The following is a 24,009-nucleotide window of genomic DNA, read 5'->3' as shown; positions in this document are numbered from 1 at the left end:
AACTTTTTTATCCTCCTTTGTTTGAAGTCCACACAAGTGGACTTTGTTTGTGTAGCCACCCCCCAGTCGTCAGGTAAGGCAAGTCTCTGGTTTGTGGCGATCGCATTGCCTTATTTTTGGTAGATTTTTCGATCGAGTCTTGGTAGAAATAGTAGGCATTGTGTTATACTGACTATCCGGCAGGACGCATAGCTCAGTTGGTTAGAGCACTACGTTGACATCGTAGGGGTCACTGGTTCGAGTCCAGTTGTGTCCATTCCTCAAAAGACTTGCACAGAAGAGGTTTTAGCTTTTATATATACCAGCTCGCAGCTTTGTTATTGAGAATGGGCTGCTAGATTTTGCTACGTTTTGTTCTTCGGTTAGCCCTAATCGAAAGCGCAACTCGCTTATGAGTTTGACAGATTAAATCTCTTGCATTATAGCGGTTTTCAGATGAAAACGAGAAGGGGGTTTGGGGGCGTTGCCCCCAAGAAGGGGTTTCACCCCTTCACCCCGTCAATAAAACCTGTTCTCAATTGAAAAACGCTATAAAGGCATGGCGAAGTCAACTGTTTAAAGGGATGATAATTCTTATGTTGCCAGAAATTATCGAGTTGGGGCTTGATAGTTTCTAGGATTTCTTTGATTTACATTTCTCATGAGCGCATAAAAAGATCCTGTAATTTATAATTTGTAACGAGATTACTGCGAATTTTATTGCTCTTATTTCCAATAAAGTCTATTGGGGAGCATCCCAGTTGTGCAATTACTCCTCCGCCTCCGGCACCTCTGCTTAGTAAGGGAAAATGGGTGGGGTAATTAACCTGCAAATGTGAGATGCACCGAATTAGCAGTTAAATTCTTGGATATACATTGATATTCTTCTGAAGATTTTTCAAGTATCTATCCATCTCATGATCCTCGATCGGGTCGTTCACCGTCTTTTGGAGGTCATTGATATCCACCTTGACTAGATCCAGAAATCTGTACCACCAGGCAGCGTCACTGTGGATATTGCCTTGTTCGTCAAAGTAGAGAAAAGTACCGACATGGCTATAAGAGAGCGATCGCGGTGGAATGCGCGATACGATATCATTGTGATTGACAAAGCGAAAAGTTCTAGACTTGAAATCTGCATTAAAAATGCGCTCGAAATTGCGATCGCCAGAGCGCGGTTGACCGTAGGTGTAAAGTCCGTAAACGGGTTTATCCTCTTCGTAGCGCAGCTTAGCAACTGCCAGCGTCGCAAGGGCACCCCCCAGGCTATGTCCGGTAAACCACAGCGATTGCCCCTTATCTTGAAACTCTGTTATAGTCTGGCGGATATCTGCATAAACTAAGGTCAGAGCCTGGTTAAATCCCTGGTGCACTTTGCCCCCCATCCCATCAACTAGATTAAACTTTGCATTTGTCACCCAATCAATAACCTCCTCGCTGCCTCGCAGGGCGACGATCGCGAGTTCGTCATTAGCGATCGCAAATGCCTGCGTCCCTTCTTTATCGAAAAAGCGGAACTTGCTAAATCCCCAGGTAGCCGTTTCTGCCTGTATCGTTTTTGAATCGCTGTAAACTAATCTGGCAGACTGCCCCAACCACAGAGCATTTTGAGGCTCGTATCTGGTTGTGTTTGGTTTGAATGAGAAGCTAGTCATGGATTTATCCTCTCCAAATCGCACGTCTCTCCCACTCAGTATAGCGCTTTTCAATCTCTAAGGGTAGATTCACCGTTGCTCTGCAACGAATTTATTTGTGTGGGGCGAAGAGGCATAACCCCTTCTTGGGGACTATGATTCAAAACCCCTTCTTGATCTAATCTGAAAACCTCTATAAATCCTCTTAATAAACATTAGCGATCAAAAAATTATTGCTCCTCCGAGCATGCAACTCCAAGTATCTATTAGACTTGTTAGTAAATAGCAATGAAGATTTATCATCGCCAACCAACTATGGCAAATTCTTCTCAGCTTCAATGATAAATAACAGGTTTGTTGCAGTAAGATGTAGCATGTACGATGCCATATTTTGTGAAACCGTAATCTGTTGTGTTCCCTGTCCGTGACCTCCTAACCTGTTGCGAATAGTTGGTACTCCGCTCTCAAGAATTGTACGAACAGCAGCAAATTGAGACTGGAGATATTGTGGGATCAGTCCGTTCATCAAACAGATATCAATTAACTTCTTTGCCGTATCATTCTGGTTATATTGCCATCTGCGAATATTACAAATTGTTTTTAAAGTGCTTTCAAAGGACTTAAGACATTCGTTAAGGCACTCTTTATACTTCCCATGCCTGTAATGTTCATGAGCTTTAAGGAATTCTTCGTTAGCTCCTTTAAATTTTAAATCAGATAATAGAAATAAAACTGGCTTGACAACTTCAGCATGAACTAGTTCTGAATCAATACGAATAATCTGCCCATTGCGATATGCAAATCCAAAACTATGTTCCTTAAATCTCTCATTTAATTTTAAAATAGCTTTAGCCGACATGTCAGAGGAGATGACAGATTCCATCGATTTGAATACGATTTCAATTATGTCAAGTACTATTTCAGTATAATTCCTCATCCTTAAGGGGAGTGAAAGATTGTCTGGAGACAGTAAAACCTCAATAAAGGGATGATTGCGAAAGCGATCATTAATGAGATTGAGCACACCATATTCCTCACAAAGTATTCTAAGTAGTTTGCTATAAATATTTTCGAGAACAAAATTGTGAGGATCAAAGAAATCTGCCACTATATAAACTACTTGAACTCTGAGTGGTTCTGGTATATCCTCATATTGATATACATCAGGTACTTCTCCACGAAGACGCTGTTGCCTTTTTGAGTAGATATCAATGATGTTTGGATTCATAGAAGACTGCAAGTATAGAATAGACTTTATCAGCAATAAAAAGGGTAAAATACCATCAAAAGCTTATGCAGTAAGCATTTCGCTTAGTTTCAGGTCGTTCCTGAAAGCCTTGTGTAACATGGCTTTGACTATTTCCGATTAAGTCTAATATAAAACCCCAATTCTACAGACCTTTGAAAGGGATATTATAGCGGTTTTCAGATCGAAAAAAGTAGAAGACTTGGGGGGCGTTTTCCCCAAGAAGGGGTTCTACCCCTTCACCCCAAAAATAAAACCCGTTCTCAATTGAAAACCGCTATATACAACAAAGCTCTATTAAGGGCAGATTAATTCTGCTCTTAAGGCTATGTGAGTTATGAGTTTGGTTTTTCTTCTGGCAGCATACACTTATCCGAGTCGCAACCCGCTGGCCCTGCTTCTACTAGATGCTCGCCCGTGTCGTAACGTCGCAAAGCTTCATTGAAGTCATTGGTAATGCGGCGCTCTTTTACCTCCCGTTGCAGGCGATCGTAGGTCTGCTTATCAATTGGCTCGAAGGGCAGACGGGGGAAGGTTTGCAGATCGTCAAAGCGGGCTAGTAATGCGGCGGAAATGTAACCCTCATCATCGCGAATTGCCTCAAAGATGCGAGTGCCCAAACTCTCAATCTCGCTCTCGCGTACCTCAATCGTAGCTGAGGTGTTATGGCGCGTATAGAATTTCTGTACCTGCATGTAGAAATCCATTTGTGCCAAGGCTGAGAATTTGGAAATTTCGATCGCATCGGCACCAGGTAAGTCCGCCCAAATGACGCTCACTGGAATTTCCACCAGCCACTCGGTACATCTAGGATCGAAGGGATCGTTGAGCAAGTTACCATTCTCATCCTTATCCGATTGCGATGGCACGATATTATAGCCGTAGTCAACGCAGGCAAGTGCGACTGGGTCGTTCTTGCGGCAGGTGATGCGCCGAATAAACCTCTGCGCTTTAGGTGGATGCCAGCCTGGCGATGCACCAGTGAGCAGTGATTTTGTCCCCGATGGTTGCACTGTAGTACAACGATTGGGACGACGAATGCCGTGGCGATCGCAGTAATCCCAGACGACCCGATGTACGATTTCCTGCCAGCGGTTCAGATATTCCGCTTCACGTTGTTTGAAGTCGAGTCCCTGCACCGTATCCGGTCTACCTGCTTCCCACCAGCGCAACCATTCCACACCAAAAGCCTTGACAAAGAAATCAAACAAGCCCGTAAACGAAACACCGACGATGGGGTCTAGTTCGCGGCTGTATTGATAGCGCGGCTCTTGGAATTTGTGATTTAGCAACGCCGCTACTGAGATCGCACCAGCAGTAAATGCTTTCTCTTGTTCGGTAAAATCGTGCGGATTTAGCTGATTTAGGTGAATTTCAGACAAATTGCAATGAAAATCCGCACCGCATATTTCTCCGCAGGGATTTAGCCCATACCTCTGCAGCCTATGCTCGATTTCTCGATCTTGCATGTCAGGATGATGATTTTTTATCCATACACGAGCAGCCTCTTCTCCTTGCTCGTAAACTGCGATAAACTCTCGTTTTAACTTCTCATTAGAGAGAATGTCGGCATTGGAGCGAGCAATTACCTCACCTGCCCATTGAATTGCCCCTTCACCAGAATAATATTGCTTGCGAACCGCTTCAATGCATTCCTCTAGAGTTGGTTTGCGGTGAAAAACTCTCGTGTGGTTTGCCATCCGAAGAGAATCGCGTTCCGGATCGATGCGCCAATTTCCTTCAGCATCCTGTTGCCAGAGATTCTCTTTCGCGCCTGCAAACAGTGCGTCATTACTGTCTCCTTGCCGCATCCCAGCACTACGACGGATGTTCCCAGCGACGATGGTGACTGCGGCTTCGTCGATGAGAAGGCAACATTCAATGGATGTGAGTTGACGACCGATCGCTTTATTCAAAATCCCAGCACAGCGTTCGTAGAGAGCAGGTAATTTGATCGGATTTGCCATGCCGCCAAATCCTTTGAGCGGTTCGCCGGAAGCTCTAACATCGCTGATGTTGATAGTTACCTGGATATCACCCGTGAAGCGATCGTCAGTCGATAGTTCCAATACTGTCTGGTAAGACTGCACCCAACCCTGGCGGCTGTCGCCAACATAAATAGTGACTTGATTTTGGGGGAGATTAAATTCTACTTCGGTGTACTGGCGGCGTTCTGCCGCAGGCGTAGCACCAATTTCACCCGCGACCGTAATGTGCAGGCGGTTGCGAATCGCGGGTAGTTGGTTAATGTATTTTGGCTCCAGCACCGCACCCGTACCGCACCCCTGCATGGCCAGATCCATCATCAGGCCGAAAGCGCGCCAGTCAATTACATTCGTAGAGGTGCAATTATAGCCACCCGAAAAGTTTTCCGGCTGCTCGATCCAGGGCGTGCCGCCCACCCACAACCACCGTCCCGAGGTGAGGGCTTTTAGCTGCCGCTGCATCCGATCTACTAAGTCAGCTTCGGTATCAGTAAGGTTACCTAGTTGCTTTAGACCTGCTAGCGTGCGATCGCACACCTCAGCCCAACTCTCGCGCTGTTTTGCTGCTTTGCGACTATACGTGCGGAAAAACACGGGATTAGCCACAGGCGCGCTATCGGGGAACTGCTGGGACTGCTTTACCCTTTCAAGTTCTTGCACCATAAGTCAAAATTTATCCTTGAAGATCGCAATAAACTATACACTACATTATCTAGATTTAGTGGTCAAAGTTAAAAAAATCTATAAAAATACACTATTGGTAGAACGAACAATCATTGTTGTTTCTGGAGCGGTAGCATATAGCGGTTTTCACTTGAGAACGGGTTTTATTTTTGGGGTGAAGGGGTTCCACCCCTTCTTGGGGGCAACGCCCCCAAACCCCCTACTCCTTCTGATCTGAAAACCGCTATAACGCAGCAGGTTAATAAGAACTCGATAACTCATTGATGAGGTGGGATATTGAGTTTTTGCTGTAGAGTTGTAAAAGCTTCAGTTTGGGAATACACGGGAAACAACATCCAGCTCAATAATTTCTCTATTATTTTATATTTTTATCTCCCAGTAGGATTTAAAATGGTAGCAGTTTGTTGGAAGTCAAACTTTTATCGACTATTGCTGTAGCGATTGCTGACATTTCAAGTTTCTATGGATAGCGATCGCGTGAAAGTTGACGATCCAAGTTTGACTGAGCGTGCAGGTTAATTGAATCAGTCTCATTGCGATCGATTTATGCACTATTGGAGCCAAGTAAAGCTATGACTGCAAGTACACAACCACTGCCTAAAGATCTCTTTCCCTATATCGGCAAAGAGGGAGAAGATTTGCCCAGATTCGATCCGCAGAAGCCTTTGCCACCAAAGGTAGCACCCAACCCTCGGTTGGTAGCTAATATGGGGTTGCATACTATCCCAGCCAAACCCGTTCCACCACTGGCACTCTTGGGGATTGCAGGCGTGACGGACATCATACAGCAAATGCCAACCCCCAATATCATGCCGGCGAATTTAACGCGCTGCCGTCCAGACAAGTTTAGCGATGCCTTCTTCGTCGATCGCCGCCTCAATGGCTTCAATCCAGGTAAGCTCAATCGCACGATCGGACAAGAGTGGCAGTACGTCGTTCGCTACGATTGCCGCAAATATGCAGTCGATCCAGGTGGAATTTTGCCCGCGACTATCGAAGCGAGGTTTGTATTGCGAGGGCATAGTCTATACGCGCACTCCATTCAGTACGTGCTGAGAGAAGGAAATAATATCAGCAATGCGCCCATTACTAATTCTCCTGGCGATGCCGATTGGGAATGGGCAAAACGCCTATTTCGCAGTGCCGAGTTTCTGTTTCAAGAAACGCAGGCACATTTGGCGCGCACTCATTTGAATGTCGAACAATATGCCATGGCGTATTATCGCAACGTCAAAAACAATAAAATTGCGGAGCTACTGGAGCCTCATTTTGAGGGTCTGCTCAATATTAATAAACTAGGTGCAAATATCATCTTTGGCGACGAGGGAGTTATCCCCCAATCCTCAACTATAAGTACAACAGACGTGGAGAAACTGCTCAAAGAGGAGGTCAGTCGGCTCAACTATCATACCTGGCATCCTCGCATGCAAGCTCTACAGGATTTTGTCAGCAATAACCATTACGATCGCGCTGCGATCGCCGTGTGGGAGATTGTCGAGCAGTATGTAGGGAAATTTTTCCAGGATTATGAGTCGGCAATTAGATCGGATTGGGCAGAAATTGAAGGGATGTCGCAGGATCTGGTCGGTCATTCCATTCTCAAACGAGAACTCGGCACGTTAAAAATTCATAATATTAACGATCTGAAGAAACTCTGCATCTATGTCATTTATCATTCATCATTTTTACATTCCTGGACCAATTACAAACAATACGAAGATGGTGGCGATATAGAATATGCCGCACTTGGTCTGTGGGATGAGAAACATCCCAGTTTCGACCCCGCAGTGGCTGCCAAAAGGAATATCGGTCAGGTACTGATTACCTGGACTCTTTCAAGCGTTCGCTACAATCCAATTATGGAAAACGGTAGCTCGCTGTTAAAAGATTTGCTGTGGCAGAGGCGCGATGAGATTCAGCCAGGTTTACCTTTAGAGATGCTGATGATGAGCATCCATATCTAATGCAAGTTAGAACTATGCCACCTGTAAATTTTCATTAGATACCCCACATATAGGGGCAGGTTTTGTCAGAGCGCTATTGATGAAAGTCAACAAATTTTTGCCAAACCTGCCCTTACGTCAGCGGATTTTTACAGTATAGCGTTTTTCAATTGAGAACAAGTTTGATTGACGGGGTGAAGGGGTAGAACCCCTTCTTGGGGGCAACGCCCCCAAACCCCCTTCTCGTTTTCATCTGAAAACCGCTATAACAAATTAATCCAGAGGCAAACAGTTGCCCCTACAGGTTTCGCAGATTTGCGGAAGTAAATCGCATGGGCTTGACAACCATATTGTTTAGCCGGGATGATGACTGCTTGGAGTGCCGATCTCAATTGCAAGGAACAGTTAACCAATGGTGCAGGAAATTCAAAAGACTCTGAATGCAAATGGTAAAGTTGCAACTGGTAAAACCTGGACGATCCAGGATAGCGAGGAACTTTATCGCATCAATGGTTGGGGCGATCCCTACTTTAGCATCAACGAAGCTGGCCACATTACCGTTTCCCCCCAGGGCGATCGCGGTGGTTGTATCGATCTGTACGAACTAGTCAAAGATCTGCAAAAACGCAATCTGCGACTACCACTGCTGTTAAGGTTCTCTGATATTTTGGCCGATCGCATCGAACGCCTGAATGCCTGCTTTGCCAAAGCGATCGCCCGCTACAACTACAACGGCACCTATCGCGGCGTTTACCCTGTTAAGGTCAACCAGCAGCGCCAACTGGTCGAGGAACTGGTCAACTACGGCAAGCCTTACCAGTTTGGCTTAGAAGCAGGCTCTAAACCCGAATTACTGATCGCCCTTGCCACGCTGAAAACACCAGGCGCTCTACTGATCTGCAATGGCTATAAAGATCGGGAATATATCGAAACTGCCCTTCTCTCACAACGGTTGGGACAAACGCCAATTATCGTGATCGAGCAACTGGAAGAAGTTGATATCGTCATTCAGGAAGCTAGAAAGCTAAAAATTCAACCCATTGTGGGAGTGCGTGCCAAACTTTGCTCCAAAGGGATCGGACGCTGGGAAGATTCCGCTGGCGATCGCGCTAAATTCGGTCTCAGTATTTGGGAAATCCTGGAAGTAGTGGAACGTCTTAGGGCTGCCGACCTGCTCTCGTCTTTGCAGCTACTCCATTTTCACATCGGCTCTCAAATTAGTTCGATTAGCACGATCAAAGATGCGCTGAGGGAAGCTTCCCAAATCTACGTGCAGCTAGCAGCGATCGGCGCGAACATGCATTTCATCGATGTTGGTGGGGGATTGGGGGTAGACTACGACGGCTCTAAGACTAATTTCTACGCTTCCAAAAACTACAACATGCAAAACTATGCCTACGACGTTGTAGCGGCGGTTAAGGAAGCCTGTGCCCCTAAAAACATCCCCGTTCCCACAATTGTTAGCGAAAGTGGCAGGGCGATCGCTTCGCATCAATCGGTTCTCGTGTTTGAAGTTCTCAATGTCAGCGAGACACCTAATGGCAAAATCCCTCCACTCGATGAGGGCGAACATCTAACTATCCGCAATCTATTTGAAACATTAGAACAAATCAACGAAGATAACTATCAGGAGGCATATCACGATGCCGTCCAATTTAAAGATGAAGCAGTTAGTCTGTTTTCCTTCGGCTATTTAAATTTGCAGGAACGAGCCAGAGCCGAGCGCCTGTACTGGGAATGTTGCGATCGCATCCTCAAGATCGTGCGCCAGCAAAATTACGTGCCCGACGATCTCGAAGATCTGGAGAAATCCATGGCAGTTACCTATTACTGTAATTTTTCGGTATTCCAGTCGGCACCAGATAGCTGGGCGATCGATCAGCTATTCCCCATTGCCCCCATCCATCGCTTGAATGCGGAACCCTCCTGTCGCGGTACGCTGGCCGATCTGACTTGCGATAGCGATGGCAAGATCGATAAATTTATCGATCTGCGCGATGTAAAATCTGTTTTGGAACTCCATCCCTTTACGCCTGGAGAAAACTATTACCTCGGTCTATTTCTCGGTGGCGCGTACCAGGAAATCCTCGGCGATTTGCATAATCTATTCGGCGATACCGATGCCGTACACATCCACGCTACACCTACGGGCTATCAGGTGGAACACGTAATTCGAGGTGATTCCATGACCGAGGTACTGCAATACGTGCAATATAGTTCCGATGCCTTATTGGAGAATATGCGTCGCGCTACCGAGGCAGCGCTTCAGAAAAAGGAAATTACGCTCGAAGAAGCAAGGCTCCTATTACAGAACTACGAGCATAGTCTGCGCGGTTATACCTACTTAAGTTGACTGAGTTAGACTGGGTAAAAGAGCGTGGATATAGTGGGTTTCACTTGAGAACGGGTTTTATTTTGGGGGCATTGCCCCCAGCCTCCCTACTCTTTGCAATCTGAAAACCGCTATATCTAGAATTATAGCCATAGTACAGATCTGTTAGGACAAGGGGTGTGGGGGCTGCGCCCCCACTCAGGGGTGAAACCCCTGCACCCCGTCCTAAGCCTGTTGACTATAGCTATAGGATTAGCGGAGAGATAAAAGAAATAAACCTAGAATGATTGCACCGCCGCCCAAGATAAACGCCCAGAAGCGGTGATAGCTGTTTACAACTGTGCCGCTGTCGGTCTTGAGTTGAATCAGATCGACCCAAGGTGCAACACCGCGACGGAACCATCCCACCGTTTGTACTTTCATGCCAATGAGATTCTTGACGCGCTTCATACCAAACAGGAAATTCCCAATTGAGCCAAAGCGAGAAGAATAGTGGAGGTACATCATGCCCGTGCGCTCCTGTAGCTTCAGGTCGGAACCGAACACGTAGCCTGCATCGCCACGACCGATCAGATCGCCATTCAGTCTGGCGGGCTTGCCCCGTAACGGACTGGCATAGGGGTCTGCCATTAACTCAATTACGCTGGTTTCAGGTGCTCTACTGTAGTCTGGGAAAGACACCAGGGCCTTGATTAAGATGCCCGCGCCGAGGCCAACCAATGGGCCAGTCAGGAACCACATGCTGTTGCCTGAGGATTTGGCGATCGCGATCCCGAGCGCTAACCCGGCAAAGATACCGATTATCTCTGCGGCGTAGAGAACGACATCGACTGCAAAGTTGCCGTATAACTTATTCCGATCCAGGCTCTTACCATCAGCAACAACCCGTGCCATATTGAACTCGGTCGGCAATCCCAATTGTTCGGCATAGGTGCTCAAAGCACGCACGCGCTTGCCCGTGAGTGGGTGCGTTGAGTTTAATTCCATCCACCATCCCCAAGGATTGAACATATCCCACAGGAATACGCGACCGATCTGCTCGGGAGAAGAAGAGATGCGATAGGCCGTGCCGGTTGAAGCTGCTGCTTTATGATCGTAAATACCCAGAGCGCGAGTCCCTTCCACTAACCGACTGGGTTCTTGAGAGCGCTCGCCCACCTCAATAATACCGTAAGCAATCTTGACCAGCGCGCGGGATAGGGCATTGGGATTACCAGTGGTTTCAGCCGCAAAGCGATCGGCAAAATACTCGCGGGTGCGCGATAGGTACAACATCAAATATGTACCAACAATGTAAAAAACGTAGGCAGCTAGAGAAACACCCGCAGCAGCATCTTTTAACTTATTATCACCACCACCGCGACTCATGCTCCTTGCCGTGACATAGATTAGGAAGACAATCTGCACCATAGTCGCTGCGAGCGTCATGACAGCAAAGTCCCAATGCACGATGTGACCTAGCTCGTGGGCGTAGACTGTGGCAACTTCATCGTCGTCGAGGTAAGTAAATAGCCCTTGGCTCACAACCAGGCGAGCGCTGTTTGGTAAAGAACCATAGGTAAAAGCTGTGGGGTTCTCATCGTCAATGATGCCTAAGCGAGGCTGTTTAATATTTTTTTCGGCGCAAACGCGGCGGATCGTGGCAGAGGTCTCGGGGCTACGGCGAGCAATTTCATCTAGAGAAACCCAGCGCGTGTTGTACAGCCAGCGCTGCATTAAATCCATCAGGAATGGAGAGAGAAAAAAGACTACCAGGTTAACTACAACAGTAATCCCAACCGCAACCCCTAAGCCCGCAATGGGATTTTCGCTGCCCATAATTAGGGTTATTCCAAGGATCAGGACGAGCACGATCGCAAAAATCATCCCCAGGGTAATTCCCGATGCCAGGGAGAGATTGCCAGCGCCGCTAAAAGTTGCTAACTTCACGCCAATCTGAGCCGCCCGTCCTGCTTTTGAGGTATGGAACGGTTGCTCAGGGTTTGGCTCAGTAGGTGATGTCATATATAAAACCTCCTTAAAAGTGGAAGGGGCTATGGCTTTAGAATTTATACTCTCACAACAAATAGTTGATAGTTTTTAACACTTACTATTATTTAAGAGTATATTTGCCGAAATCCCTGCGATCGCGATCGCTATTGCAATAGCGATCGTTTATATTTTTCCCCTACTTCCCTTTTCCCAACCATACTGTGAGACCCCCACCAGCAAAACCGACACCGAAGAGTACTCCAGATATAGCGTTTTTCAATTGAGAACAGGTTTTATTGACGGGGTGAAGGGGTGGAACTCCTTCTTGGGGGCAACGCCCCCAAACCCCCTTCTCGTTTTCATCTGAAAACCGCTATATCGCAAACAATAGATTAAGACCTCGGACAAAACGATCGCTTAAAGTAATTTGCTATGAGCGCTACTAATTATGGGCAAGATGATCTAGGGTTTAGTGGTAGTTACTGTGATTCTGAAGTGCGATCTCCGCTCTGCTGAAAATATGCGTGATATTCGAGCCTCCAAGCATTCGCATGCTATGCCTCAGCCTGAAGTTGGCTGGTTTGTGGCAATTGTACTAGCTTTAGGGGATATAGCTGGATTGGCTATAGCTTGGCATTTCGCCGAGAAGCTCAACCAATCATTTGCACCCATTCCCAAGCAGTTGGTGTGGTGGGAATGGCTGGGTCTATCCAGCTTATTTTGGGTATTTGCCTTTTTCATTATTGTTCTGTTTGCCTACCACAATTTTTATTCGGCAACGTCGCAGTGGCGCAATTACGTCAAGCAGACACAGGTAATCAGTACGGTCTATTTACTGTCTCTGGTCGTTGCTTATTTTTACGATCCTAAACTCGATGCGCCGCGATCGCTGTTCTTCACTGCCTGGACGAGTAGTATCGTCTTTGTAATTGGTATCCGGCTGGCAATCACGATTTTTCTACATCAGTTCCGCTTTACACGTCCCCAAATTCCCGTTTTCGTTATCGCGCCTCGCGATCGCATTGCTTTACTAACCGAGATGGTGGAAAAACGGGTGGGATATCGGGTGGTCGGTGCGGTGGAATCATCGCAAGCACATATATCTTCGACCATGCAGCTAATTAAAGCATCTGGTGCCAGGGAAGTTTTAGCGGATAGCTTACCAGAAACTAGACTCGCTTCTAATTTATATTGGCAACTGCGTAATGCCAGAATTAGCTTGCTTCTAGTACCATCTAGCCTGGTGATGCTGCATCGACGCGGCGCGCCCGAGATCTTTGCAGGAATGCCCACCATTCGGATCGAGCCGCAGTTCTTTGCCATTTGGGAATATCGATTAAAGCGCTTATTTGATGTTTGTGGGGCGTTACTCGGCATTATTTGCTTGGCACCTGTGTTTGCGTTTGTGGCGATCGCGATTAAGCTCAGCTCGCCAGGTGGCGTGTTTTACAGTCAAGAACGAGTCGGACTGCACGGACAGGTATTTCGCATGTGGAAGTTTCGTACCATGTGTAATGATGCCGACAAGCAACAAGCAGGGCTAGAGCGACTTAACGAAAGTAAAGATGGCGTGATGTTCAAAATTAAGCACGATCCGCGCATTATCCCGATCGGACGATTTTTGCGTCGTACCAGCATTGATGAGTTGCCGCAACTGTTTAATGTCCTCATGGGACAAATGAGCATGGTAGGACCAAGACCTTTACCAATTAGGGATGTGGCGCGGTTTGACGAGTGGCATCACACCAGACACCTGGTTTTACCCGGCATCACTGGATTTTGGCAAATTTCCGGGCGCTCTCAAATCGATACCATTGACGATGCCGCTCGCCTCGATCTCTTTTACATCGATCACTGGTCTTTCAACCTCGATCTGGAAATCCTGATTGAAACACTTAGAATCGTGCTATTTAGTAAGGGCGCATATTAGTCGGGATTAAACTTAACCCATTCGTAAATTTCCTGTAGTGGAATTTGCAGATCTAACGCCGAAAATGTGAGTACGGCATCGCTTGATTCGCGATCGCCAAACAACCACCGATCGTCAGATGCTTTGACGAACTGCTCTATGTAAAAGCTATACTGGTCGATGAGAATATATTCCCTCAGTTCGGGGAGAGAGCGATAGTAGCTGCTGGTTGACCTGGATAAAACCTCTACTTTGACATGCTCACCGAGCTAAAGCAACGGTGATTCCTAAGACTCACGACTTAGGTTTCTGTTTCTTCCCATTACTGGGGTTTCGCAACTGCCCTTTAGACTTATGCCTATCAGGTCTTATGTTCGCTCCACAGACTTTAACCGCAAGCCCTGCGGCAAGAATATTGTTAGCAGCATTGAGATCGCGATCGTGATGTGTACCGCACTGAGGGCAATCCCACTCTCTGATATTTAACGGCAACTTATCAACGATGTAACCACAATGCCCACAACGCTTAGAACTCGGAAACCAACGGTCAATCTTAACAAGAGTCCGACCATACCAGTCGGATTTATATTCAAGTTGTCTGACCAATTCACCCCAACTAGCATCACCGATCGCAAGGGCAAGTTGCCGATTCTTGACCATATTCTTCACAGCGAGATCCTCAATTGCAATGGTTTGGTTCTCACGCACCAATTGAGTTGTCAGCTTATGAAGAAAATCTTTACGGGCATCGCTAATTTCTTGATGCACTTTTGCTACCTTGAGGCGAGCTTTCTGTCGGTTATTAGACCCTTTCTGCTTACGACTCAAAGCTTTTTGTGCTTTACGCAGTTTGATACGTTTAGCAGCAAATCCTTTGGGATTAGCAACTTTTTCGCCATTACTCAAGGCGACCAAACTTGTTATCCCCAAATCAATCCCAATCTGATGAGCAGACTTAGGCAATGGTTCGATCTCGACATTCACCAACAGGGAAACCGTCCATCGTCCAGAGGGCGAAAGCTTTACCGTAATGGTAGAAGGTTCTGCGCCTTTAGGCAGTTGACGACTCCAACGGATAGCAAGCGGTTCAGAGCTTTTAGCCAGAAATACTTTGCCATCTTTCCATCTGAAAGCAGATTTAGTAAATTCAGCACTACCACCTTGATGCTTTTTCTTGAAGTTGGGGTATTTTGCCCTTCCTGCAAAAAAGTTACTAAAGGCTGTTTGGAGGTGTCTCAAACCCTGTTGCAATGGTACACAGCTAACCTCATTAAGAAATTGCAAGTCTTCTTGCTTTTTCCATTGAGTCAGCATGGCAGAAGTTTCAATATACCCGACCCGTTCCTGTCTTTTGTACCATGCTTCAGTCCTGGCGGCGAGGGCGCAGTTATAGACGAGTCGAGTGCATCCCATCGTCTTTCTCAGCAAGGTTTCTTGCTCAGGAGTTGGATAGAATCGGTACTTGAAAGCTTTTTCCATACTTTACATTATAGCACGCATTCTGTGAAGTATTCAATTTGATTAATGTAAAGCCGTCCTTCGCGTTGTTAAAGGACGGGATTTCTACCCATCTTTCTGATGACTAGAGGATTTGTAATCGTATCATTGCGATTCTCATGAAATAATGGCTCTCCAGCTACGACCATCAGATCGGGGTAGAAATAACGTCGATATTGCGATAACCACAATCGCAGGTCGTTTGTGAATACTTCATAGGCTTGGCCTTTAAGCGCAATTTTTAAGGCAGCATTGAGATTTCCTACGATACGATTATGGTTAATCGAGCCACCGGTCATTGCGACGATTTCTCCATCATGATATTCGCTTCTAAATTCAGCTTTCTCCTCTAGCTCCAAATATTCGGCGGGCGTAAAATAGCGCTGCTTAGTTTGTGCCTGCATAGCTTTGTTTAACTTGTTTCAAGCCAGAAACACTTCTTAGAAGTCATGGTTTATCATACCACTTAGCTATAGCGGTTTTCAGATCAGAAAGAGTAGGGGGTTTGGGGGCGTTGCCCCCAAGAAGGGGTTTCACCCCTTCACCCCAAAAATAAAACCCGTTCTCAAGTGAAAACCGCTATATGTAACGATCGCAAAAGTGGCATAGTAGACCATAACAGCGATTCGTATCTAAGGTAAAACCTTTAGATATTGCCCTTTTATGCAGATACGCCTATGTCGTCACCACCCAATCGTTATGCTCAAATCGAACTAGCGATCGATATAGTTGCTAACTTCGAGAAAGTTTTAGATGGCTTGAAAGCTTGGCAACGGCTTGGTTTGATCGATCGAGTCGATTTGCGCTTTCAAACGCAGCAAGCGTACGCTAGCTATACCAGGCTGAAGGTCGAAATCAAGCCAGAATTGTTAGAAGGGTTAGAGCAATGGTTGAACTTAGGCATTCTCTCTACTGCTGATGTAGTTCGGTTTTGTGGCAGAGAATTAACCTGCGATCGCGTAGAATCGATGGCACCGCAAGCAAGTCCATCATATATCTCAACTACATCGATGCATGTATCGACTCCTCCTGTTAGCAATCGAGAACGAGCTGCATCTGAAATCCCCGCGATCGCCGAAACCGTTCCAGTTACTCAACCCCCAACCCCCATAACCCCCTTAGGTGAGATGGCGAAATCGCTGGTGGCAGAATTTAGCCTGGTGTGGTTGCTGTTTTTAGGCGTATTTCTAGTAGTCGTATCTTCTGGTGTATTAGCTGCGACGCAGTGGGATAGATTTTCGGCTCAGGGGCAATATCTGATCCTGTTTGCCTATACGTTGGCATTTTGGGGTGTGAGTTTCTGGACGCTGAAACAGGGCAACTTACTCCTCACCACGCGCACCTTACAGTTAGTCACGCTGCTGATCGTTCCCGCCAACTTCTGGGCAATTGATGGCTTGGGATTGCTCAACAACCCAATTGGAATTGGAATTGGCGCGATCGCAGGTGTATCTTTATCTGGCATTACAGTATATCTACTACGACAGGCAGGAACGCGAACGTCGAATCTCGCAGCCATCGGATTAATTCTACTGAGTTGGCTGCATTTAGGTTGGGGGATGCGCTTTTATCCGGCGATCGCAGTTTATTTGGGCATTGTGAGTATGGCGATCGCTCTGCTGCCGCAGCAAAGCAGTCGTCGCAATTCCGCCAGTACAAACAGTCCAACTGGTGCAGGCATAGGGTTTCCCATCCACTTAATTGCGTCGGGTTCTGCGATTGTTTTGCTGGTCGTGCGATCGCTCCTGTTTGCAGATGTGAGATTGAGTCAACTGGGGTTAGCATTCGGACTATGCGGATTAATCCTGCACCTGATGGCATTGCCCAAACAACCTCAGCAAAATCAATCCGATCCCCAATTTGATTCTCAACCTGAACCTGGATCGACAGAGCGATCTAATCTCTCAATTCCTCAAGTTCAAGCCAATCAAAACCTGGGGATTGGGCTGCTCGTAATCGGCTGGCTGGTATCAGTGGGCGAAATCTATCCTTGGCAGGCGTTAATTATCAGTTGTATCGCACTGGTTCTATTGGCAGATCGACTCTTAACGGAGCGATCGCAACATACCCCCACCAAAACCCAATTAACAGCCATCTTTCTGCTGGGATTGCAGACAATCGCTCTGTGCGTCCCATTCATCCCGCCAGGTGTAAAGGACAGCCTGGTGGAATGGGCAGCGAGACTTACTAACACTTCAACCGGAACGCCCATGTTAGGTGTAGTTTTTATTCCATATGTTTGGTTGACCTTATGGTTCGCCAACCGACTGCGATCGCGTCGCCATAACGATCTAGCCCGACATGGAGAAGTACTTGCTTTATTATTTGGAGGTTTGTTAACCTATGTCAGCCTCTTCAGTCCGCTGACTCGCACGCTCGACTTGCTCCTATCAGCTAGCACGCTTTTAGTTCTAGAGAGAAGAGAGAAAAATATCGAGCAAGCTGTATCTGGGACTGGATTAATCTATCTCGCGCATATTACTGGGTTGGGAGCGATCGCTTCGGCAATTGATTATTTCTTGCCCAAACTAGATGCCGCTGCCTGGATCGGAATTATTCTGTCGATCGTGCTGGTGGAGTGGGGAAATGTATTTTATCAAGGCAGGCGTAGCGCCCAAATAAATGCCCAGTTAGTTGGCATAGCATCAGGCTCGCAACGGAGTGGAATTTGGTCTGATAGTAGTTGGAATATAGGATTGTGCTTAGCTGGCTTGAGTTACATCGCAATCCTGGGATTAACCTATCAATGGCTTTATCTCAGGTTGGGTGATGGCTTGAGTGCGACCTCCAGTAATTTGCGCGTCCTCTGGCTCGTCATACCTGCTGCCCTTACCTTTTTAGGTAGCCGCCGCTATCTTCGGCAAGCTCAATTAGCTACTGATTGCAGTATTACGGCACTGATACTCGCGCAGGTTCTCATGTGGGATGCCCCGGATTCCCTTCTCCTCAGTTTAGGTGCAGCCACAATATTGATGCTGTTTAATATCAGGCAAAGCGAGCATCTTAGTACTGCTTGGTTCACAGTGGGATTAGGTTTGGGCTTTATGGGAACGTTACTCTGGTTGCTCAAACAGAACGATCCCTTAGAATCTCAACTTGCGTTCTACACGAATGGAGCCGCTGCTAGCGTTCTAATTCTATTTCTGCTCGGTCATTGGTTGCGAAATCGCCAGAAACGCGCCCCCAGCAATTTAGATCTACCCCTCAATCAAATGTACGTTCGAGCATTCGATTTGTGGGCAATTCCCATTTCCCTGATAATTTTGACCTGCCAAACTTTGGCGATTTTCCCAGTTTGGGGGATGGCTCCCGCGATCGCAGCGGATTGGATCGATCGCGCCTTTACGCAAACTCTCTTTAGCACGGCAGCGATCGCAGGTGCGACGATATATCGCATCTGGCAAGCCCCAGCACCTTGGGTAACCTGGATTGTGGCTTGGAGCGCGGAGTTATTGATTTTGCGCGGCGTAATTGCTGCCAATGGTACCAACGAACATGCAGGAATTGCCAACCTCGCTGTCGGTCTAGCCATGCAGTTAGGAGGGGACTGGTTGTACGTACGTAGAGGAATGCGCAGTTATCCTGTGAGTTGGCAGGCGATGCCATTAGCGTGTGGTTTTCTGGGTTGGATATTTAGTCTATCGACATTCAGCGCTGTGTCAGGTTTATATTCGCTCGCCGCAGTTCTGATTTTTATCGGTATTGGACGAAGAGAAGCAGAATCTAATTCTGGTTTCAGGAGCTTAATTTATCTGTCAGTTGCAGGCATAACTTTCTCTTTATATCAACTTCTGATCTATCAATTATTCCGTGCTAGTGGTGGTAGTTGGGGCGATGGTTTAATCTTAATGGGAAGTTTGAGTGCGGCGATCGCGGTTACCTACAGAACCTGCGCTCGCTGGCTCAACTTCTATCTCAAACTCTCTATCCATGAGATTGCCAGAATCGCTCATCTACACTGGTTTGCAGGTGCAGCGCTATTGCTGACAGCAGCGGTATTCAGTCCCAGCCAAACAGGCGGCTGGCTGGGTTGTATGGTATTGGTAGTTTTAGCAATCTATGCCGCTTGGCAAGGACGCAATCGCGCTTCACTCCCTGGTAACTTATCCGAACCGATCGCCGATGGGATTTCAATCCCAACCGCAAGGAAAGAAGCTTGGGTATATGCCAGCGTAATTACTGCGATGGGGGCATTGGTTTTTCTCATCTATTTTGCCTTCCCGGAATCGAAAATAGTTGCGGCGATTCTCAGACCCTACGGGTCGATATTAGCTTGCATAATTGCCTATGGATTATTCGTCTTGCCCTGGTGGGAATGGGGTTGGTCGCCTCGACCCTGGCGGCGATCGGCGGGGTGTTTGCCATTAGTCATGGTGATTCTCACTGCTGATACAGCTACCGTCCCTAGTTTATTAGTTGTGGCGACTTTCTATGCCGCGATCGCGCGTCTCTATAACGCCATTCGCTTGACCTACATCAGCGTTATCCTGAGCAATTGGGCGCTATTCCGTTTTTATCATTCCCAAGATCTTACGCATTCGCTCTGGTATGTTTTGGCATTGGGGATGTCTGCTTTGTACCTCATCCAGGTGGAGCCGAGCTTGCGATCTGCTGAAGCCAGAGAAACGCGCCATACCTTCCGCCTGTTTGCTGCTGGCTCCATCGGCCTGACGGCATTGCTCCATTCTCCATCGGATCTGCCCATGTCTTTGGTGGCGGCGGCGATCGCTATTGTATTTGTGATATCCGGCTTAGCTCTGCGCGTGCGGGCATATCTATTTGTGGGCACGATTACCTTTATAGCGGTGGTGCTGATGCAGGTACTGTCGCTGATCGCCCAGTATTCGTTTTTGATTTGGGCAATTTTGATTTGTGCTGGCATCGCATTGATTCTGATCGTGGCGAATTTTGAGGCGCGGCGCGATCGCATGTTAGCTCTGTGGCGAGGTCTGATCGGCGAGCTATCTACTTGGGATTAGTTGCTATCATTCTCTCAGCTACTTCGGTTTGCCAAGGTTACTTCTAAGATATGAGAGAAAGGTTTGAAAATCTTCTTCCGAGGGAAAAGATCGACGAGGGAAAATAAGAAATACTCTGTTGGGTAAATAAAGCAAAACCATAGTTTCGCCAATTCTGTATTTATCAAAATCAGAAATAGGAATTCTACTTGTCCCATATCTCGATACAAGCTCAATTATTTCAGGATATAAGGTTGCTTCGTCTTCATCTTGAGGATGCTTGCGACGTGAGAAATCTCGACGAGCTCGCAGGGGGATCAGAAAAAAAGTGTCTATAACGACCCATAGTGTTACCCCCAAGAACAATATTGAGAGCCAAATATCTAACCCCATCCCTGAAGCGATAATTGAAGCGATAATTGAATATCCATACCCCACAATAACAGCAATAGCTAAAGAGATTCCTACCATTGATTTTAGAGGCTTACTATGCATACTGTTTAAGTAATGTGCATCGACGTAATCCTTTTGAGTAAGTCTATATTTTAAAACTATCATTTACTTGATATTATTACTCCTGTTGTGCGATATGCGATCGCGCTAAAGCGATATGTTCCATCTGTTACAGGATCGATGGACTGATGTATATTATTGCACAATGCAAGGATGTCAATTTGTTGCGTGTCGTTTGGTATAACGGCTCTCGTCATTATCAATAGAGATGTGGGCAGCACGGGGACACCACCCCCTACGAAATTGGGATGCTGCTAGCCAATCGCTTTGCTAGCAGTTTTCGTACTTCATCATCGGTAGTTTGCGCGAAGTCCTCATACCAAAGACCGATCGCATAAAATGGTTCCGGCGTTATCAAACAAACCAGTTTATCTACTTCAGCTTGCAGTTCGTTACAGGTTTCTAGGGGGGCGACGGGAACGGCAACAATAATTTGCTGGGGCTGCTGCGATTTCAGGACGGTAATGGCAGCCCGCATGGTCGAACCCGTAGCGAGACCGTCGTCAACTAGAATGACGGTGCGATCGCGAACATCAGGGGAAGGTCGATCGCCGCGATAAGCACGATCGCGCCTCTGTAATTCGCGCAATTCCTTAGCGGCTACCCCATCAATCGTCTTGCCGGAGATACCCAACCAACTCACCACGTCGTAGTTCAGAACTCTCACGCCTCCTGATGCGATCGCGCCCATTGCCAGCTCCTTATGTCCCGGTACGCCAAGCTTGCGTACCAAGCAAATATCCAATGGCAGATCGAGCGCCTGTGCGACTTCAAACGCCACTGGAACACCACCACGGGGAAGTCCCAGGACTAAACCACCTGGGCGATTGGTATACTCTTTGAGCCGATCGGCCAACAGTTTACCCGCTTCAGTGCGATTTTGGAATCGTGACATCATAGTTCTTTCCTCCGTTCCCAAAGGTTGTCGATCTATAGCTATAGCCAACAGGCTCAGGACGGGGTGCAGGGGTGGAACCCCTGCGGGGGGGCGCAGCCCCCACACCCCCCTGTCCTAACAGATCTGTCTATGGCTATATCTATAGCGATCGTAAATCATTTACGAACGGGGTACAGCGGTAGAACCCCTGCTTGAGGGCGCAGCCCCCACACCCCCTTTTTCACGAATCATTTGCGATCGCTATATAAACGCTCTCTACCCAATTATGCCTTGCCTGTAAAGTGCTGCCAGGCTGAATCTAGAGCTACCTTAGCTCGACTGCTTGCCCGACTAATGCTCTGCTGCAAGTGGTGCCACTGCTCGTGTAAGAAGTCCGTGGCTTCTTGCAGAACGTGGCGATCGTGTTCCCCAGAGGAGGTCAACTCATCGCTTACCATCTTAATCTTAACGCGCACGGCTTCTGGGCGATCGTGCGGAGCAATAAGGTCGTGGAGGCGATCGCCAATTACTTGCACGAGATGTCGAACCTGGTGGGATTTTTCGCTGAGGAAACCTTTAAGGCCATCTGCTTCGCTGCTCAAACGCGCCTTGGCATCTTCCCGAATAATTACAGTTTCCGCCGCAATTGCTTGCACGTCTCCGGGTAGCAAGACAGCCCTTTCCCCAAAAGCATCTGCGATCGCGCCAGCCAGGATATAAGCTACGATCTCGCCGGTGTGCCAGTCAAAAAGGTAATCCTCTACCCATCCTAGAGGCTCGCCAGCAGGCGAGCGAACCGCTAGTCGATGGAGGCGGTATAGCTCCATCGGTGCATTTACCACGAGATGCCCGTAGGTCGATACAGCGCTCGTTCCTATCCTGGCAACTTGCTCCAAGGGCAGATATCCAGTTACCCCGGATAAATAAGCAATTCGTCCGGAATCATCCAGCCAAACTTCCTCTACCGCACCCAAACGCGACGATGTAGAGCTGTCTACAGTCACCAGGCCAACGATCTGGCTATAGCGTACGACGTTAATCATATTTTCCTCCCATTGCTATGAGTCTCGATCTTGCCTCGTTGTCGCTCGGCATAATCCCTGAGCTTGCGCTCTGCGCTATCAAAGGCATCGCGAATCGCAACGTAGATATCTTCGTGAGCTTGATGCTCTGGTGGGTCGCGTTTATTGCATACCGTCTCCTTCTCATTTGATAATCCCGCTTAAGATGCCACTACCAAATCTAAAAGGGCAAATCTAAAAGGGCAAATCTAAAAGGGCGAACCCAGTTGGTATCAACCAGGTTCGCTCAGCAATTAACCAAATTGTGCACTGGCTACCTCCAGAACCAATCTAGGGTGTACAGGTCTCGCACTTTCTAATCCGGATCTCCCTAGCCGCATCTTCCCTGAGCCTGGTTTGGTATTGCCTTTGCACCCTTCGTGCTCGCAACGGGGTGTCGGAGGCGTATCCACTGAGTCTATGTTAGAGACCCGATGCGATTCCACTAATATTATAGCTAAAACAAATAGCGCTACGCGCAAATTTTTTCATAAACCTCTGCGATCGCCCCTTCCCCTAACTAAATGCCTACATGAAATTTACGCCTGTCATGCGATCGCTTTAATGCGATTTGCTGTACCTGTCCCCAAATCGGTAAATTGTTGTGAAGTGTTTTAGGTGATTCTGCGATCGCCATTCAATGCGATCAAACTTGATCTGTATATAGTTCTTCTGCCGATACCTCATAATCGTGCTGCCAGTCAATATTTGGCATGCGAACAAAGGCATCCTTTAGAGAAGTCTCCCATTGCCTTCTAGTTTTGAAGAGATAGGGATCGCCCAAGCGTAGGGTTAGCCGTCGTTCAATTATGAATGCATCAGTTTCGTAGGCAACGATATTGATGGGTGGCCCCACAGAAATATTTGATTTCATAGTGGAATCGATTGAGAGGAAAGCACACTTAGCTGCGGCCTCCAGCGAGGTTTCAAAATTAAGCGCTCTATCTAAGATCGGTTTGCCGTATTTCGTCTCCCCAATTTGGAGGAAAGGAGTCTCAGGAGTTGCCTGGATGAAATTGCCCTGACTGTAAATCAGGTAAAGTTCTGGCTCTTCTCCTTTAATTTGCCCGCCCAAGAGAAAATTGCATTTATAGTCGATCCCATCTTTTTCTAACCATTCCTGGTTTTGCGACTGAATGTGCCGTAACTTATGCCCCACATACTGTGCCACTTCGTACATGGTGGGTAGCGTGTATAAACTGTTATCCGCCTGTGTTTTGATATCTTTACGCAGTAAAGTTAGAACGCCCTGAGTTACGGACAGGTTACCGGAGGTACAGACCAGAATAGTGCGTTCGTTGGCATGGTTGAAGTCAAATAATTTTTGGTAGGTAGAAACGTAATCCACCCCCGCATTGGTACGGGAGTCGGCAGCCATTACCAGGCCGTGTCTAGTAATAATTCCAAGGCAATAGGTCAT

Annotated in this window: 14 protein-coding genes, 1 tRNA gene and 1 pseudogene; 5 read left to right on the top strand and 11 right to left on the bottom strand. The window is 47.2% G+C overall.

Annotated features, from left to right (window positions below):
• Positions 1–182: 182 nt before the first annotated feature.
• A tRNA-Val gene (locus tag PSE6802_RS0125960) sits at positions 183–256 on the top strand.
• A 580-nt stretch (positions 257–836) separates the two neighbouring features.
• Here the strand turns inward: PSE6802_RS0125960 and PSE6802_RS30405 are convergent.
• The 3 genes from PSE6802_RS30405 to nrdJ all read right to left on the bottom strand — a co-directional run bounded on the left by PSE6802_RS30405 (position 837) and on the right by nrdJ (position 5,507).
• Positions 837–1,634, bottom strand: coding sequence for a lipase family protein (locus PSE6802_RS30405; RefSeq protein WP_019502938.1), 798 nt, complete (start codon positions 1,632–1,634; stop codon positions 837–839).
• A 292-nt stretch (positions 1,635–1,926) separates the two neighbouring features.
• Complete coding sequence (locus PSE6802_RS0125950; RefSeq protein WP_019502937.1) at positions 1,927–2,841, bottom strand: STM4504/CBY_0614 family protein; 915 nt, start codon at positions 2,839–2,841, stop codon at positions 1,927–1,929.
• Between the two features lie 353 nt (positions 2,842–3,194).
• A complete protein-coding gene (nrdJ, locus tag PSE6802_RS0125945) occupies positions 3,195–5,507 on the bottom strand; it encodes a ribonucleoside-triphosphate reductase, adenosylcobalamin-dependent (RefSeq protein ID WP_019502936.1) in 2,313 nt (770 codons plus the stop codon).
• Between the two features lie 593 nt (positions 5,508–6,100).
• Between nrdJ and PSE6802_RS0125940 the strand changes: the two genes are divergently transcribed.
• Both PSE6802_RS0125940 and speA read left to right on the top strand, forming a co-directional pair.
• Positions 6,101–7,492 carry a lipoxygenase family protein gene (locus PSE6802_RS0125940; protein ID WP_019502935.1) on the top strand — a complete coding sequence of 464 codons (1,392 nt, stop codon included), beginning with the start codon at positions 6,101–6,103 and terminating at the stop codon, positions 7,490–7,492.
• 391 nt (positions 7,493–7,883) lie between these two features.
• Entirely contained in the window at positions 7,884–9,824 is a 1,941-nt protein-coding gene (speA, locus tag PSE6802_RS0125935; protein ID WP_019502934.1) for a biosynthetic arginine decarboxylase, read from the top strand.
• 231 nt (positions 9,825–10,055) lie between these two features.
• On the opposite strand, the gene PSE6802_RS30400 is transcribed toward speA, so the two are convergent.
• A complete protein-coding gene (locus tag PSE6802_RS30400; RefSeq protein WP_019502933.1) occupies positions 10,056–11,807 on the bottom strand; it encodes a zinc metalloprotease HtpX in 1,752 nt (583 codons plus the stop codon).
• A gap of 523 nt (positions 11,808–12,330) precedes the next feature.
• On the opposite strand from PSE6802_RS30400, the gene PSE6802_RS0125925 reads away from it, so the two are divergent.
• Positions 12,331–13,704, top strand: a complete 1,374-nt coding sequence (locus PSE6802_RS0125925; protein WP_019502932.1) for a sugar transferase — start codon at positions 12,331–12,333, stop codon at positions 13,702–13,704.
• Between the two features lie 273 nt (positions 13,705–13,977).
• On the opposite strand, the gene PSE6802_RS0125915 is transcribed toward PSE6802_RS0125925, so the two are convergent.
• Complete coding sequence (locus PSE6802_RS0125915) at positions 13,978–15,162, bottom strand: RNA-guided endonuclease InsQ/TnpB family protein (protein ID WP_019502930.1); 1,185 nt, start codon at positions 15,160–15,162, stop codon at positions 13,978–13,980.
• Positions 15,163–15,230: 68 nt separating this feature from the next.
• Complete coding sequence (locus PSE6802_RS30395) at positions 15,231–15,584, bottom strand: Uma2 family endonuclease (protein WP_019502929.1); 354 nt, start codon at positions 15,582–15,584, stop codon at positions 15,231–15,233.
• Positions 15,585–15,857: 273 nt separating this feature from the next.
• Between PSE6802_RS30395 and PSE6802_RS0125905 the strand changes: the two genes are divergently transcribed.
• Complete coding sequence (locus PSE6802_RS0125905) at positions 15,858–20,159, top strand: hypothetical protein (RefSeq protein WP_019502928.1); 4,302 nt, start codon at positions 15,858–15,860, stop codon at positions 20,157–20,159.
• Positions 20,160–20,177: 18 nt separating this feature from the next.
• On the opposite strand, the gene PSE6802_RS0125900 is transcribed toward PSE6802_RS0125905, so the two are convergent.
• The 5 genes and pseudogenes from PSE6802_RS0125900 to PSE6802_RS0125885 all read right to left on the bottom strand — a co-directional run bounded on the left by PSE6802_RS0125900 (position 20,178) and on the right by PSE6802_RS0125885 (position 24,009).
• Positions 20,178–20,696: a YcxB family protein gene (locus PSE6802_RS0125900; protein ID WP_019502927.1), complete on the bottom strand. Its 519-nt coding sequence runs from the start codon at positions 20,694–20,696 to the stop codon at positions 20,178–20,180.
• A 190-nt stretch (positions 20,697–20,886) separates the two neighbouring features.
• Positions 20,887–21,549 carry a phosphoribosyltransferase gene (locus PSE6802_RS0125895; protein ID WP_026103576.1) on the bottom strand — a complete coding sequence of 221 codons (663 nt, stop codon included), beginning with the start codon at positions 21,547–21,549 and terminating at the stop codon, positions 20,887–20,889.
• Positions 21,550–21,812: 263 nt separating this feature from the next.
• Entirely contained in the window at positions 21,813–22,571 is a 759-nt protein-coding gene (locus PSE6802_RS0125890) for a PRC-barrel domain-containing protein (protein WP_019502925.1), read from the bottom strand.
• Positions 22,568–22,684 (bottom strand): annotated as a pseudogene (locus PSE6802_RS36040) (HPF/RaiA family ribosome-associated protein); the annotation flags it as partial. The gene PSE6802_RS0125890 and the pseudogene PSE6802_RS36040, both read right to left, overlap by 4 nt.
• A gap of 551 nt (positions 22,685–23,235) precedes the next feature.
• Complete coding sequence (locus tag PSE6802_RS0125885) at positions 23,236–24,009, bottom strand: proteasome-type protease (protein ID WP_026103575.1); 774 nt, start codon at positions 24,007–24,009, stop codon at positions 23,236–23,238.

This window comes from Pseudanabaena sp. PCC 6802 (assembly GCF_000332175.1).
Classification (GTDB): Bacteria; Cyanobacteriota; Cyanobacteriia; order Pseudanabaenales; family Pseudanabaenaceae; genus PCC-6802.
Note: the sequence above shows the minus strand (reverse complement) of the source record. Positions and strands in the feature narration are given on the sequence as shown.

Bases quoted from the DNA above. Each gene is read 5' to 3' on its own strand.
- PSE6802_RS30405 (WP_019502938.1), bottom strand. From the start codon at position 1,634: ATGACTAGCTTCTCATTCAAACCAAACACAACCAGATACGAGCCTCAA.
- PSE6802_RS0125950 (WP_019502937.1), bottom strand. From the start codon at position 2,841: ATGAATCCAAACATCATTGATATCTACTCAAAAAGGCAACAGCGTCTT.
- nrdJ (WP_019502936.1), bottom strand. From the start codon at position 5,507: ATGGTGCAAGAACTTGAAAGGGTAAAGCAGTCCCAGCAGTTCCCCGAT.
- PSE6802_RS0125940 (WP_019502935.1), top strand. From the start codon at position 6,101: ATGACTGCAAGTACACAACCACTGCCTAAAGATCTCTTTCCCTATATC.
- speA (WP_019502934.1), top strand. From the start codon at position 7,884: ATGGTGCAGGAAATTCAAAAGACTCTGAATGCAAATGGTAAAGTTGCA.
- PSE6802_RS30400 (WP_019502933.1), bottom strand. From the start codon at position 11,807: ATGACATCACCTACTGAGCCAAACCCTGAGCAACCGTTCCATACCTCA.
- PSE6802_RS0125925 (WP_019502932.1), top strand. From the start codon at position 12,331: ATGCCTCAGCCTGAAGTTGGCTGGTTTGTGGCAATTGTACTAGCTTTA.
- PSE6802_RS0125915 (WP_019502930.1), bottom strand. From the start codon at position 15,162: ATGGAAAAAGCTTTCAAGTACCGATTCTATCCAACTCCTGAGCAAGAA.
- PSE6802_RS30395 (WP_019502929.1), bottom strand. From the start codon at position 15,584: ATGCAGGCACAAACTAAGCAGCGCTATTTTACGCCCGCCGAATATTTG.
- PSE6802_RS0125905 (WP_019502928.1), top strand. From the start codon at position 15,858: ATGTCGTCACCACCCAATCGTTATGCTCAAATCGAACTAGCGATCGAT.
- PSE6802_RS0125900 (WP_019502927.1), bottom strand. From the start codon at position 20,696: ATGATAGTTTTAAAATATAGACTTACTCAAAAGGATTACGTCGATGCA.
- PSE6802_RS0125895 (WP_026103576.1), bottom strand. From the start codon at position 21,549: ATGATGTCACGATTCCAAAATCGCACTGAAGCGGGTAAACTGTTGGCC.
- PSE6802_RS0125890 (WP_019502925.1), bottom strand. From the start codon at position 22,571: ATGATTAACGTCGTACGCTATAGCCAGATCGTTGGCCTGGTGACTGTA.
- PSE6802_RS0125885 (WP_026103575.1), bottom strand. From the start codon at position 24,009: ATGACCTATTGCCTTGGAATTATTACTAGACACGGCCTGGTAATGGCT.